The organism is Roseivivax halotolerans (genome assembly GCF_900115815.1).
Lineage (GTDB): Bacteria > Pseudomonadota > Alphaproteobacteria > Rhodobacterales > Rhodobacteraceae > Roseivivax > Roseivivax halotolerans.
Genome location: NZ_FOXV01000013.1, coordinates 84691 through 97234, shown reverse-complemented (window position 1 = coordinate 97234; position 12544 = coordinate 84691). Strand labels below are relative to the sequence as shown.

Sequence of the window (12544 nt, the reverse complement as noted above, 5' to 3'; positions counted from 1 at the left end):
ACATCTCCTGGTACCGCGCCGCATCCACATGCGCCTTCGCCACCATCTCGTCGCTCGGCGCGTAGATCTTCACATCACTCATATCGCCTCCTCCTGAACATCGCATGGTCATGCGACTCCCCCGTCGCGACCATGGAATTTGCGCCTGACGATACGGCAGCTGTGAAAACAAGGAAACAAGTACCTAAAAACGCGACAGGTTTTTGTGAATATATTTTCCAAGAGCGAATGTAGTTGTAAACATAGTTCACTCTTTGCGTGTAAATACCGCAAGCGCAGCGATGTTAGCGGCTGTCAGATTGGCGCAAGAGATACACGCTGTCCGGCCACAACGCGCCTGCGACGCAGTGGCTCGCCGAGACAGCGGACCATCACGTCATTGCAAGACTTGCCTCCTCTCCACGTGCGGAGCCGTCTTCTTCAGGTTGACGCGTCCGATCTAACGCAAGGGAACCGAGTGCCATTTACAGGCGTTTCAGATGCACCATATCCGGCGCTTCCGGCCGGTGCATTTGTCCCGGGAGAAACCCGGGGGAAAGGACGATCATGCTTGGTTGGGCACTTACGTTTCTCGTCATAGCGATCATCGCCGCGGTTTTCGGCTTTGGCGGTATCGCATCGGCATCCGCCGGGATCGCTCAGATCCTGTTCTTCATCTTCCTCGTGCTGTTCATCGCCGCCATCGTCATGCGAGTGGTTCGCAAGGTATAGCGCGCACGAAAAAGCGCCGGGACAGCGATGCCCCGGCGCTTCCTTGAACAGATGGCGTTACATCAGGCCCGCAGCGTCTCCGTCGAGGAGAAGAACATGGCTTGGCTGATCGCGGAACGGACCTGCTCTTCGGAATAGGGCTTGGAGATCAGAAACGCCGGCTCCGGTTTGTCGCCCGTCAAGAGGCGCTCGGGGAAGGCCGTGATGAAGATCACCGGCCGCTCACCAAGATCCTTCAGAAGGTCATTCACCGCATCGACGCCGGAGGAATTGTCGGCAAGCTGGATGTCGGCGAGGATGAGATCCGGCGTCTCCTTCGAGCCGAGCTGACGCGCACCGTCCCGGGTGCGGGCGACGCCGGTCACGCGGTGGCCGAGATCGGCGACGATGCTTTCGAGGTCCATCGCGATGATCGCCTCGTCCTCGATGATGAGGACCCGGCCCGACATGCCGTCTGCCATTTCCTGTCGCGCCGTTTCGATGAGCGTTTCCGCTTCTTCGGCAGAGATGTTCATCACCTCAGCCACCTGCGAGACCGGGAACTCCTCGATCGTATGCAGGAGCAGCGCCTCGCGGCTGTTGGTCGTCAGACGCGACAAATGGCCTTGCGCGGCCTTTAGCGGGCCCTCGTCCTCTTCGGTGACCGGCGCGCCTGTTGTCACCCAGATACCATGAAACATTCCGAAAAGACCGACCTTGGCCGATGACGCGTTTGCAATCATCTCGCGGTCTGCGAGAACGGCCTCGAGGGTCGCGGCGGCATATTTGTCGCCGGATGTCTGCGACCCCGTAAGAGCGCGTGCATACCGGCGCAGATAGGGAAGAGCGGTACCGATCTCGCTGCTGAGGTCTGCCTGTGGCATAAAATTCTATCCTTCGTCGTAACTTTTTCTGGAACCTAACGTCGACACTTGCTGTTTGTTCCCGAATTAAGGGCCGGAAAATGGGCGCGCAATCCAAGTGCAAGGGAAATGATGGCTCACGATCAACCTAGTACAAAGCGAGACGATGTGATCGACGAGAATCTGAAAAAAGTGTATCGGGACATGCTTGAGCAGGATGTACCCGACCGTTTTCTCGACCTTTTGTCCCAGCTGAAAGAGCAAGACGAGGCCAAGGTAAGCAATTCGGGCGAGAATGACGAATGAGTGCAGATCCCCGCGACGAGCTGGTCGAGCATCTGCCAGCACTGCGCGCCTTCGCTCTGTCGCTGACGCGCAATGGTTCACTTGCCGATGACATGGTTCAGGACGCTCTGGTAAAGGCGTGGACCAAGATCCATACGTTCGAGCCCGGAACGAACATGCGCGCCTGGCTCTTCACGATCCTGCGCAACACCTATTACTCGAACCGGCGCAAGGCCGGCCGCGAGGTTGGCGATGCAGACGGTCTCTTGACGGAGACACTCTCTGAAAAGCCAGCCCATGACGGGCGCTTGCAGATGGCCGACTTCATGCGCGCCTTCCAGACGCTCAACGACGAGCAGCGTGAAGCGCTGATCCTCGTCGGAGCGTCGGGGTTCTCTTACGAGGAGGCCGCCGAGATGTGCGGCGTTGCCGTCGGCACGATCAAGAGCCGCACCAACCGGGCCCGCGCGCGTCTGACGGAGCTTCTGTCGCTGAGCGATGAAGAAGCCTTCGAGCTGACCGATCAAGCCACAATGGCAGTCGTCTCCGGCAACAAACCCGCCACAGCGAGGTAAGCATGATTGGCGCGCCAGGCCCACGTCCGATCCCGAGTGGATTGGGGGCACGGATCATTGCGTTCCTGTCGATTGCGCTGATCCCGCTTGGCCTTGTCGCGTATTTGCAAACCGCTCAGCTCGATCAGGAAACGCGCGCCCGCACGCAGCTCAGTCTCGCCGACTTGACCGAGGCGGCGATGGCGCCGGAGCGGGCTCTCCTGACCCGTGCATTCGGGGCGGCCGAAGCTTTGGGAGCGATAGCGCGCGAAACCGTCGGAACCGATGAGAGCTGCGAGCTTGCGATGCGCGAGTATCAGGAGCTCAATGGCTATGTCAGCTTCGTGGGTTTTCTCGGTGTAGATGGGGCGGTCTTTTGCTCGACTACCGATCAAACGATCGATCTCAGTCAGTATCCCGGCGCGATCGAGGCGCTCGGTCAGCCACGGCCGAAGATCCTTCGCTTTGACTTCGCGCCGGTCAGCGGTGAGTCGGTGGTATCGATATACCGGCCGGTTTTGCGCGACGGGGCACATCTGGGACACATCATCATCTCTGTCCCGGTCCGTATCATGAGCGCCATAGAGAACCGCGAAGAGGCGGCCAATCCCGGATATATCGACGTCGTGCTCATCAACGACACGGGCGAGATCCTGAAATCGCTTGGCGAATACAATCGCCTCGGAGACCTGCTGCCCGGGGATCTCAATATCGAGACGCTGACCGAGGGGGATCAATACAGCTTCCTCGGACGCTCGGGTTCGGGCGAGAGCTATATCTACGCAGTCGCGAGCGTCGTGCCCGATCTCGCCTATGCCCTGACCGTCTGGGATCCCGAAAGTCCGAACGCCACCGCGCTTCAGACCGGGGCTTTCGCAAAGATGCTGCCGCTCGTGATGTGGGCGGCCAGCGTGATCGTGGCCTATCTCGCGGTCAATCGTCTCGTGATCCGGCACATCCGCACCTTGCGCTACCAGATGCGGAGCTTCGCGCGCGACCGCAGGTTGCCGGCACAGTCGAGTGGATCGGACATGGCGCTCGAGCTTCGCGACATGGAGAACGACTTCCTTCAGATGTCCGACTCGATCCTTCAGGACGAAGCGCAGCTCGAGAATACGCTGCGGGAAAAAACCATTCTTCTCAAAGAGGTCCACCACAGGGTCAAAAATAACCTGCAGCTCATCTCTTCGATCATGAACATGCAAATCCGTCAGAGCGAGACGGATGAAACCAAGCGCGTCCTGCGACGGCTGCAAGACCGCATCCGAGGTCTTGCGGCGATCCACCGCCAACTTTACCGCACGGCGGATCTGGGCCATGTGGATGTGCGCGAGCTTCTCAACGAGCTTATCGATCAGGTGGCCGTCGCCGCCGAGCATGGCAATCGGAATATCAAGATCACACGCGATCTCGATCAGGTCGATGTCTATCCCGATCAGGCGATGCCGCTGTCGCTTCTGACGGCCGAAGCTTTGGCCAATGCGGAGAAATACGCACAGGCCGACAGCACCGGCTCGCAGCAGATCTCCGTGCGCCTGAAGACCACATCCGACCGCGACGTCACGCTGGAAGTCGTCAATTCCTCCGATCCCGAACATCCCCCCGAGATCGATCCGATGGGCGGGCTTGGATTGCGGCTCATTCAGGCTTTCGCGACCCAGCTCGGAGGCGAGCTTTCGCACGGCATGGAGGGCGAACGCTTCTGTGTGCGGGTCGATTTCCGGATTTCCGATTTCAAACCCGAAGTGGTGGATTATTGATGTCCGAGACGCCGAAAGCCCTGCCAGTCCCGAAAAATGCCGATGGCGCGCCCCGCAAGGTGGGCGTGGAGATCGAGTTCGGCGCGCTTGCGGAAGAGCGGGTGACCGGAATCGTCGAGGACGTGCTCGGCGGCACGCGATCTGAGCGCGGCGAGAAGGGCTACGTGATCGAAGACACCGAGATAGGCCCCGTGGAGGTCTATCTCGACACGCAATACCTCAAGCGGGCGGAGACTGCGTTGGAGCAGCGCGTCCATGACCTGGCGCGCATGGTCGTTCCGGTGGAGATCGTGACCGCTCCGATCGAACCCGCTGACATCGCCCGGATCGACGAGCTCTGCGATGCCCTGGCCGGAGCGGGAGCCACGGGGACCGCCTCCGGGATATTCCTCGGCTTCGGCGTGCATTTCAATCCCGAGGTTGTCGACCTCTCTCTCGACAATATCCTTCCGGTGCTGCGAAGTTATGCCTTCCTTGAGGATGCGTTTCGCGATGCGATGGGCATCGACTTGGCACGGCGCATGCTGCCTTTCGTCGATCCCTATCCACGTCCGCTTCTCGATGCGCTGGCCGGAGAGGTCGAAAGCCTAGAGCATCTCATCGACATCTATCTCGACCGTGCGCCGTCGCGGAACCATGGGCTCGACATGCTGTGCCTCTTCGCCGAGATCGACCAGGACCGCGTTGCGAAGGCGATGGACCTGAATCTTGTCTCCGCGCGACCGACCTACCATTTCCGGCTGCCGGATGCCCGGCTCGACGAGGACGGTTGGTCGCTCGGCCTTGAATGGAACCGCTGGGTGCGCGTCGAGGAAGTGGCGCAGGACGCGGATCTTGTCGCAGAGCTCTGCAACGCCTGGCGCGACCACCGCGGACGCCTCATCACGACGCGCGGCGATTGGACCAAACGGTCCGCCGAGATCGTCGGAGGCTTCGTATGAGCACCCGACATCCTGTGATCGGCGTGACGGTCTCGCGCCGTTCGGGCTGGCGCATCTTTCCCCTCATGGCGCTCAATATCTGGCTGGCCGGCGGGCGTGCGATCCGCTGGCAAAGTGACCGGGAGATCGATCTCGACGCGGTGGATGGCGTGGTCATCGGCGGCGGTGACGATATCGCACCGACGCTCTACGGCGGAGAGCTGCGCGTGGGCGTTCGTCTCGATCCCGACCGCGACGAGTTGGAAAGCTCCGTCCTGAAGGAAGCTTTCGAGCGTAACCTTCCGATCCTCGGGATCTGCCGGGGCTCGCAGATGCTCAACGTCGTGCTGGGAGGTGACCTGCACCAGGACGCCTACGACGTCTACGACTCGCGCTACTATCGGACGATCCTGCCGAAAAAGCGCGTCGATGTGGAGGAGGGCAGCCTTCTGTCCCGCGTGACCGGAAAGGACTGCCTCAAGGTCAATGCACTGCACTCGCAAGCCGTATACAAGCTCGGGCGCGGGCTTCGGGTGGCGGCCCGCGACGAGGGCGGCATGATCCAGGCGATCGAGCGCATCCGCGATCCGATGGCGATCGGCGTTCAATGGCATCCCGAGCATATCTTCTACCGCCGCGCACATCGCCGTCTTTTCAAGGCGTTGATAGAAGCAGCGCTGGCCCGGATGGCCTCGCGGGGTCAGCTTGCCGCAGCCCATGAAGAAGCGGCTCAGGCAGAACAGCAGTGTGCCAATCTGCCGCTCTAGTGGCGATATTGTCACGAAATCTGCCGGTAATCTTACAAGACCGTGACGGTGACGGAACTTTAGGAAGTGCGGCGCAGTTTGTTTGCCAAATAAAGAGCAGAAGGACGCGCAGAAAATGACACAGACTTTCATCCTAGGTCTCGTCGCGCTCTCCTTCGTCACCGCAATCATCTACGCGCTGACGGGTAGAAAGCGCGACAGGGATTACGACCAACGCAGCCGCTGACCAAAACGTCAGTTCGGTTCTCACACGAGGAAAGGGGTGGCCCGACGGCCACCCCTTTTTGCGTTCATATCGGACGTCTTCAGTAAGCGTCGAAGTCCCTGTCCACCTCGGCCATGTCGACGAAGGCCGGCGGAGTGCCTTCCTCCAGCTCGGATGCAGGCGCAGTCGCGGCGCGGTAGGGAGGCGCAATGTCGGTATCGAATTCCTGCACAAGCCGCGCCGCGTCTGCTGGGCTGAAGCCCGGGGCAAGCGCTTCCTGGTCGTCAAGTACGATCCCGTCCGTGACGGGGAGGGGGCGAGGGATGTCGGACATTCTGGATACCGCAGTCTACAGTTAAGACATCTTGGCAACGCGCGGGGGCGCGAATGGTTCCCGCTACGGCAGCTATATCTGCAGGGCGATTGCCTGAGCCGCGATAAGGATCACGGCAGCACCGGCACAGATCTCCAGGATTGGCCCCAGTCTTGCCAGCCGCGGATTGTCACTGAGCCCTGTCAGAATGGCCTGGCGCGAGGAGGTGGCCAGGATCGCGACGAGGATCGTAACGGCCGCCGTGCCGAAGCCCATCGCGAACGCGCCCGCGATCCCGATCCAAGGCAGGTCGATATACCAGGCGATCACCAGAAGAAACAGCGCGCCGGTGCACGGCCGGATCGCAATAGCACCGATCAGCGCGGCGATGTCTCGTGCGCCGCCAGCCCGCGCCAGGTCGTCGGGCGAGGGGGCATGTGCATGCCCGCAGCCGCAGGCCTCGTGATGCGCGTGGTCGTGGTGATGCACGGCCGGCGTTTGCCGCCGCAGATGCCGCATTCCGCGGATCATCAGCCACAAACCGATTGCGCCGATTGCGCCGAAACTGACGACGGCCAGATGTCCGTCGGCCATATCCGTCAGCGCCTCGCGGGAGATGCCGAATAGCCCGAAGCCGAGCGCCACGAGCCCGACGGCGGTCATGGCCTGCCCGAGGGACGAGGCGAGCGCGACGAGCGCAAGGGTGCGAAGCTTTACCGCGCTCCCGACCCCGTAACCGCCGATGAGGAACTTGCCGTGCCCCGGACCTGCCGCGTGAACGAATCCGTAGGCGAAACAGAGCGAGAGAACCGTCAGCGTCGCGCCTGGATCACCCGCCTGCAACGCCCGGAGCGCGCCCGCAAGCCCGTTCTGGAACTCGCGTTGCCAACTCGCCGCCCAGGCCGCGACATCGTCTGCCGTGCCGATCAGGAGCGCGGCAAGGCCCAGGGCGAGCACGAGGGCGGCGGGGATCAGCCTGTCTGCGCGCATGAGAACACAAACGTGTCAGCAAAGAGGATGCCGATATCGGGCAGATCCACTGTTTCGAAAGGATCCTCGGTCTCGTCGATCTCGGCAAGAAGCTCGCCGTACTTGTCCTGCGCTGCCTCGGTATCGGCCTCGGTGCGTTCAACGGTGCAGGACACAGGCCCCGTCGCTTCGGGCGTTGTCGGAACGTCATACGCGACGAAATAGGTCGGATCATAAGCGCGCGCGATGATTGCCTCACCTCCCGGCAAGACGGGCTCTTCAAGCGGGCGGACATGGCGGGTCACGAGACTGCCATCCTGATAGCTCGCCTCATGCGCTTCGGCGGTTTCGAGCGCGAGAGGCGTCCCCCCGAGCTGGAGATCGAAATCGCCCGGAAAGCCGCCCGCCCAATCGACATCGGTGCCGGCAAAGGCATCGAGACGCTCTTGCTCGGGTACGCCGTCCCCATCCGCATCGAGACCCGCCTCCTCGACGGTGAGCATCGAGTAGAAGGCATCGTAGCTCCATTCCACTTCGACAGCGACCAGCTGACCTTCCTCGTCAAAGCGCAGGTCGAACGTGGTGTCGATGAAGATATGCGGATGCGCCGATACCGCCGTCGCGGCGGCGGACAGGCAGAGGGCAAGAGCGGTGGCAACGCGAGGCATGGCAGGGCGGCCTTGCTGAACATTCGGTTGGCGACGTGTATCCGGTCGCGCGGGGCGTTCCAAGGGTAGGGAGCGGTCTGATTGTCGGGTTTCCGCCTAAGCCAGATCTTGTGCCCCGCATTACTGATGGCGCGGGCCATGAGGCTGCGCTAGCACTGTGCCATGAGCTTCGACTGGCTGAAACGCACCATGCCCCGCGGCCTTTACGGGCGGGCTTTTCTCATCCTGATCCTGCCGGTGGTCACGCTGCAGCTCGTGGTCTCGGTGGTCTTCATCCAGCGCCATTTCGAGGGCGTGACCCGGCAGATGACCTCGGAAATCGCGCGCTCGCTCAATGTCGCGATGCAGCCTGACGACCAGATTCGGCCGTTGTCCCTCGATTTCGAGGTCATCGGCGTCTCGGAAGACGGCATTCCGGCTGGATCGGATCGGCGCTGGTATGACTTCTCCGCGCTGGTGGTGATCGACGAGCTGATGAGTCGCGTGCGCGGTATCCGGCAGGTCGTGACCCCGAACGACGCAGATGTTTTCGTCTTTCTCGAGAGAGATGGCGAGCTCTACCGCGTGCGGTTCGGACGAAACCGTGCGTCGGCATCGAACCCGCACCAGCTTCTCGTGAACATGATTTTTTTCGGCGTCTTGATGACGACGATCGCCTATCTCTACCTGAGGAATCAGCTGCGACCTATCACGCGGCTTGCGGATGCCGCCGAAGCGTTCGGACGCGGCCGACACGTCGCCTATACCCCGGCGGGCGCGCGCGAGGTCCGCATCGCGGGTCATGCCTTTCTCGACATGCGCGCCCGGATCGAGCGGCAGATCGAACAGCGCACGATGATGCTGTCAGGGGTGAGCCACGATCTTCGAACGCCGCTCACGCGGATGAAGCTGGAACTTTCCATGCTGAGCGAGGAGGAACGCTCTGCGCTTGAGGGCGATGTCACCGAGATGGAGCGGCTGATCGACGCTTTCCTCGATTTCGCGCGGGGCGATGCCGAGGCAGGCACGGCGGAACCGACAGACCCCGCCGCGCTGGTTCGGGCCATCGTCGACGATCAGATCCGCGCGGGCCGCTATGTTCAGCTTGCTGAGGTCGAGGGGCAGGGCGATGTTCCGCTCCGGTCGGTGTCGATCCGCCGCGCGGTCGAGAACCTGATCGGCAACGCGGTGCGCTATGGCTCGCGCTGTGAGGTAAGCCTCAGGATCACGCCGAACGCGCTCAGGATTCGCGTGGAAGATGACGGTCCCGGCATCCGGCCCGAGGATCGCGAGGAGGCCGTGCGCCCCTTCGTCCGCCTCGATCCATCGCGCAACCAGAACCGTGGCTCTGGCGTCGGGCTCGGCCTCGCCATCGCCGCCGATATCGCGCGCGCGCATGGCGGCGTGCTTCGTCTCGGGGCGAGCGAGACACTCGGCGGGCTTCGCGCCGATATCGTGATCGGACGGTGATCCCAAAAATTCGACCGAAACTTCGCGTCCTCGCCATATTGCGGCCCCGGTCACGGCGGGGACTGGCGGCATCAGCGACTCTCAAACCACGGAACGAGGTCCGCCATGCACAAGGTCATCATCGCCGCCAGTCTTTCGCTGCTTCCGCTCACGGCACAGGCCCAAACCCAGAGCGTCGAGATCGAGATCCGGCCCGGTCAGGCACAGGCCGCACCACAGGGGGCTGATACCGGCCAATGGTTCACCACGCCCGATGGCTGCACCTACAGCCGTGTCGGCCCGCCCGGCGCAGAGCCGCGGTGGATCATCGTGAAAAACCCGCGTCATATCGGCCGGCCGAACGCGCATCGCGGCTGCAAGGCGATGCTCTGAGCCTCAAGGGACGGCGCGCGCGGCCTCGGTCAGAAACTGTCCGAGACGCGTCCGGTCGAGCGGTTTCAGCATCCGCTCGACGCCCAGACTTTCGCACGTGCGTCGGACCTCCTCGGAGCGATCGGCGGTCAGGATCAGGGCAGGGCGCGGACCGAACCGCCGGGTGAGTTCCACCAGCAGGTCGGTGCCGCTCAACCCGGGTCCGAGCTGCTGATCGAGGATCATCGCGTCGGGCATCAGCTCAAGATCGGCGATGAGGTCGATCGCGGCTTCACCATCTCCGGCGTCGATCACGTCCGCGCCCCAGCTTTCCATCAGAAGCTGCATCGCGCGTCGGAGTTCCGGCTCGTTCTCCACCAAAAGGACGATGAGTCCCGTGCGCCCGAGGTCGATCTTTCTCGGTGCCTGGGCCGAGATGACGCGCGGCTGCGCGCGGCCCGCGAGCGGCACGCTGACCTGAAAGCAGGAGCCGCGTCCCGGCTCCGACCAGAGGCCCAGTGGATGACCGAGCCGCGCACAGGCGCGCTCCACGATGGCAAGGCCGAGGCCAAGCCCGTCGTTGCGGCTCGCCTTTGAATCGAGACGCTGGAATTCCTCGAAGATGCGGTCCTGGTCCTCTTCGGCGATGCCGGGACCGCTGTCCCAGACCTCGATCCGGGCCGAATTTCCCTGGCGCCGAACGCCGATGAGGACGCGTCCCGTCTCCGTGTAGCGGATCGCGTTGGCGGCAAGGTTCTGGATGACGCGGCGCAGATAGGCGGGGTCGCTTTCCACGGTGAGTGCGCTGTCGACGATGGAAAAGCCCAGACCCTTGTCGGTGGCGAGAACTTCCATCTCGTCCCGGAGCGGCAGAAAAATCTCGCTCAGCGCGACCGGCCGGATGTCGAAACGCTGCCTGTCGCTGTCGAGCTTGGAGATGTCGAGAAGCGCGTCGATCAGGCTGACCGCACTCTTGATCGCGGAGCCGGCTTTGGCCGCAACTTGCCGGTCCGCGTCGTTCTCGAGCCGGCCCGCGAGCGACGAGATGAAGAGCTCGGCCGCCGACAGCGGTTGAAGCAGGTCGTGCGAGGCCGCGGCGACGAAGCGGTTCTTGGAGGCATTGGCGCGCTCCGCCGCGCCGAGGGCATCCTCAAGTTCAAGCGTGCGTTCCATGACACGCTGTTCGAGCATCTCGTTGATCTCGAAAAGCCGCTGCGCCGCTTCGCGTTCGGCGGTCACGTCGGTCACCGAAACGAGGAAACCGCCATCGGGCAAGCCGCTGCCGAAGACATGCAAAACGTCCCGCCGTCCGTGCCGCACCTCGAAGGAGATGGGCTCTCCGCGGCCCTGGCGAGACGCCCAGGCGCGGAAGGCCGCGCGGTCCACATCGCCAAGGAAATCCAGGTCACGGCCAAGCTGGTCGACCAGCGCCTCGAAGGCGATGCCGAGCTGGATCAAATGCGCGGGCACCGCGAGAAGCGTGCCGATGCGCCTGTTCCAGCCCAAAAGCAGACCGTCTTCGTCGAAGATGGCAACGCCCTGGTTGAGATGGTCTAGGGTCGCCTGGATAAGCCGGGCCTGCGCGCTCTCGAGCCGTGCCCGTTCCTGGCGTTCGATGCGGATGAGGTCGGTTACGTCGGTCTGCAAAACAACGGTGCCGCCCTTGCCCGTGCGCTGCTCGGAGACCTGCAGCCAGCGGTCCTGCGTCAGCTCGACGTTGAACATCACGTTGCGGTCCTGATGCCGCTCCAGACGGCGCACGCGCCAGCCTGCAGGGGTATCCGCGTCGGGCAGGGCGAGGTAGCGGCTGGACGCGATCCGGTCGATATATTCGTTGAAACTCATACCGGCGGTCAGCTTCGGAGCCACATCGCGGAAATCGCGGCAGAAGCGCGAGTTGAACATCACCAGCCGGTCATTTGGATCGAAGAGCGCAAAGCCTTCCTTGACGGTCTCGATCGCATCGGCAAGGTCGCGGCGGGCATCCTGTGCCTCCGCGCTGGCGCTCGCGAGACGCGCATTGGAATCCTGGAGAAGGTCGAGCGTCCGCTCGAGCTCGGAGGTGCGCTGGCGGACCTGTTTTTCCAGAAGCGCGGCGCGCTCGAATTGCGCGAAGGCCACGCCCGATTGCGATGTCTGGTTCTCGATCCGCCGCATGAGCGCGTCAGTGATCTGCAAAAGCTTTTCGTTCTGACGCTCTATCGTGTCGGACGGATTGATGAGCGAGGTCGAGGTCAATTCGTATCGTCCTCCGGGCGGAAGAAGGCGACGCCTGTCAGGGTCTGGTTGACGTGCAGCGCGCCGATCTGCTCACCATAGGTCGAGAACCCGGTCACGTTGTGGCGGCGCAGGATCTCCGAAATGGCGCGTGCCTTCTGGCTTTGCTCGGCTTCGATGCGCCGCAGGATGCAGTCGCAGGCGAGGATCTCCACGGGCGCGCCGTCCTCCTGCATCGCACCGAGCCGATCCTCGAGGTGTTCGGCGATATCGGCGTGATCGGCGAGGGTCAGCACCATGCCTTCGTTGATCGCGGAGAAGAAGACAAGCTCGCCCGCGTCGTTCACGCGCTGGATCGCACGGACGTGGTGGACATCGCCCAGGCGGACGACGACGGGATGTGCCGCGAAGATGAAGGGATCGAGCTGGTGAGGATCCTTGCCAAGAAGCCGGGCATATTCGGCGGCGGCGGGCTCGGCGTTGATCGTCTGTGACGATCCGTTCCTCGGGACGGGCGCCGGTCACGACCATCC

15 protein-coding genes are annotated in these 12544 nt (G+C 62.8%); 9 read left to right on the top strand and 6 right to left on the bottom strand.

The features are described 5' to 3' along the window. The first annotated feature begins 546 nt into the window (after positions 1 to 546). Positions 547 to 711, top strand: coding sequence for a DUF1328 domain-containing protein (locus BM171_RS15670; protein ID WP_093014589.1), 165 nt, complete (start codon positions 547 to 549; stop codon positions 709 to 711). 62 nt (positions 712 to 773) lie between these two features. Here the strand turns inward: BM171_RS15670 and BM171_RS15665 are convergent, their stop codons facing one another. After that, positions 774 to 1574, bottom strand: coding sequence for a response regulator (locus tag BM171_RS15665; protein WP_093014586.1), 801 nt, complete (start codon positions 1572 to 1574; stop codon positions 774 to 776). Positions 1575 to 1622: 48 nt separating this feature from the next. Here BM171_RS15665 and BM171_RS18735 point away from each other — a divergent pair, with 48 nt between their 5' ends. The 5 genes from BM171_RS18735 to BM171_RS15645 are packed head-to-tail and all read left to right on the top strand — an operon-like array spanning position 1623 to position 5839. Then, the gene (locus BM171_RS18735; protein ID WP_139218720.1) at positions 1623 to 1859 is read left to right on the top strand and encodes a NepR family anti-sigma factor; all 237 of its coding nucleotides are present in this window, start codon (positions 1623 to 1625) and stop codon (positions 1857 to 1859) included. Then, positions 1856 to 2413 carry an RNA polymerase sigma factor gene (locus tag BM171_RS15660; protein WP_093014583.1) on the top strand — a complete coding sequence of 186 codons (558 nt, stop codon included), beginning with the start codon at positions 1856 to 1858 and terminating at the stop codon, positions 2411 to 2413. The genes BM171_RS18735 and BM171_RS15660 overlap by 4 nt, the downstream gene beginning before the upstream one ends. A gap of 2 nt (positions 2414 to 2415) precedes the next feature. Further along, positions 2416 to 4152 carry a sensor histidine kinase gene (locus BM171_RS15655; RefSeq protein WP_093014580.1) on the top strand — a complete coding sequence of 579 codons (1737 nt, stop codon included), beginning with the start codon at positions 2416 to 2418 and terminating at the stop codon, positions 4150 to 4152. After that, entirely contained in the window at positions 4152 to 5093 is a 942-nt protein-coding gene (locus tag BM171_RS15650) for an amidoligase family protein (protein WP_093014577.1), read from the top strand. Before BM171_RS15655 ends, BM171_RS15650 begins: the two co-directional genes overlap by 1 nt. After that, entirely contained in the window at positions 5090 to 5839 is a 750-nt protein-coding gene (locus BM171_RS15645; protein ID WP_093014574.1) for a gamma-glutamyl-gamma-aminobutyrate hydrolase family protein, read from the top strand. The genes BM171_RS15650 and BM171_RS15645 overlap by 4 nt, the downstream gene beginning before the upstream one ends. 305 nt (positions 5840 to 6144) lie before the next feature. Here the strand turns inward: BM171_RS15645 and BM171_RS15640 are convergent, their stop codons facing one another. The 3 genes from BM171_RS15640 to BM171_RS15630 form a co-directional block, all read right to left on the bottom strand. Then, complete coding sequence (locus BM171_RS15640; protein WP_093014571.1) at positions 6145 to 6378, bottom strand: hypothetical protein; 234 nt, start codon at positions 6376 to 6378, stop codon at positions 6145 to 6147. A 72-nt stretch (positions 6379 to 6450) separates the two neighbouring features. Beyond that, positions 6451 to 7347, bottom strand: a complete 897-nt coding sequence (locus tag BM171_RS15635) for a nickel/cobalt transporter (protein WP_093014568.1) — start codon at positions 7345 to 7347, stop codon at positions 6451 to 6453. Continuing rightward, positions 7329 to 7994, bottom strand: coding sequence for a DUF1007 family protein (locus tag BM171_RS15630; RefSeq protein ID WP_093014565.1), 666 nt, complete (start codon positions 7992 to 7994; stop codon positions 7329 to 7331). Before BM171_RS15630 ends, BM171_RS15635 begins: the two co-directional genes overlap by 19 nt. A 162-nt stretch (positions 7995 to 8156) precedes the next feature. Here BM171_RS15630 and BM171_RS15625 point away from each other — a divergent pair, with 162 nt between their 5' ends. Next, positions 8157 to 9443, top strand: a complete 1287-nt coding sequence (locus BM171_RS15625; RefSeq protein ID WP_093014562.1) for an ATP-binding protein — start codon at positions 8157 to 8159, stop codon at positions 9441 to 9443. A 105-nt stretch (positions 9444 to 9548) separates the two neighbouring features. Further along, positions 9549 to 9815, top strand: coding sequence for a hypothetical protein (locus BM171_RS15620; protein ID WP_093014560.1), 267 nt, complete (start codon positions 9549 to 9551; stop codon positions 9813 to 9815). A gap of 3 nt (positions 9816 to 9818) precedes the next feature. On the opposite strand, the gene BM171_RS15615 is transcribed toward BM171_RS15620, so the two are convergent. After that, a complete protein-coding gene (locus BM171_RS15615; protein WP_245760294.1) occupies positions 9819 to 12032 on the bottom strand; it encodes a PAS domain-containing hybrid sensor histidine kinase/response regulator in 2214 nt (737 codons plus the stop codon). Next, positions 12029 to 12424, bottom strand: coding sequence for an FIST C-terminal domain-containing protein (locus tag BM171_RS19410; protein ID WP_342741997.1), 396 nt, complete (start codon positions 12422 to 12424; stop codon positions 12029 to 12031). The genes BM171_RS15615 and BM171_RS19410 overlap by 4 nt, the downstream gene beginning before the upstream one ends. On the opposite strand from BM171_RS19410, the gene BM171_RS19405 reads away from it, so the two are divergent. Next, the gene (locus BM171_RS19405) at positions 12377 to 12505 is read left to right on the top strand and encodes a hypothetical protein (protein WP_342741998.1); all 129 of its coding nucleotides are present in this window, start codon (positions 12377 to 12379) and stop codon (positions 12503 to 12505) included. The two genes, BM171_RS19410 and BM171_RS19405, sit on opposite strands and share 48 nt — an antisense overlap. The last annotated feature ends 39 nt before the right edge of the window (positions 12506 to 12544 follow it).

Coding starts and splice junctions, on each gene's coding strand:
- BM171_RS15670 (WP_093014589.1), top strand. CDS start 547: ATGCTTGGTTGGGCACTTACGTTTCTCGTCATAGCGATCATCGCCGCG.
- BM171_RS15665 (WP_093014586.1), bottom strand. CDS start 1,574: ATGCCACAGGCAGACCTCAGCAGCGAGATCGGTACCGCTCTTCCCTAT.
- BM171_RS15660 (WP_093014583.1), top strand. CDS start 1,856: ATGAGTGCAGATCCCCGCGACGAGCTGGTCGAGCATCTGCCAGCACTG.
- BM171_RS15655 (WP_093014580.1), top strand. CDS start 2,416: ATGATTGGCGCGCCAGGCCCACGTCCGATCCCGAGTGGATTGGGGGCA.
- BM171_RS15650 (WP_093014577.1), top strand. CDS start 4,152: ATGTCCGAGACGCCGAAAGCCCTGCCAGTCCCGAAAAATGCCGATGGC.
- BM171_RS15645 (WP_093014574.1), top strand. CDS start 5,090: ATGAGCACCCGACATCCTGTGATCGGCGTGACGGTCTCGCGCCGTTCG.
- BM171_RS15640 (WP_093014571.1), bottom strand. CDS start 6,378: ATGTCCGACATCCCTCGCCCCCTCCCCGTCACGGACGGGATCGTACTT.
- BM171_RS15635 (WP_093014568.1), bottom strand. CDS start 7,347: ATGCGCGCAGACAGGCTGATCCCCGCCGCCCTCGTGCTCGCCCTGGGC.
- BM171_RS15630 (WP_093014565.1), bottom strand. CDS start 7,994: ATGCCTCGCGTTGCCACCGCTCTTGCCCTCTGCCTGTCCGCCGCCGCG.
- BM171_RS15625 (WP_093014562.1), top strand. CDS start 8,157: ATGAGCTTCGACTGGCTGAAACGCACCATGCCCCGCGGCCTTTACGGG.
- BM171_RS15620 (WP_093014560.1), top strand. CDS start 9,549: ATGCACAAGGTCATCATCGCCGCCAGTCTTTCGCTGCTTCCGCTCACG.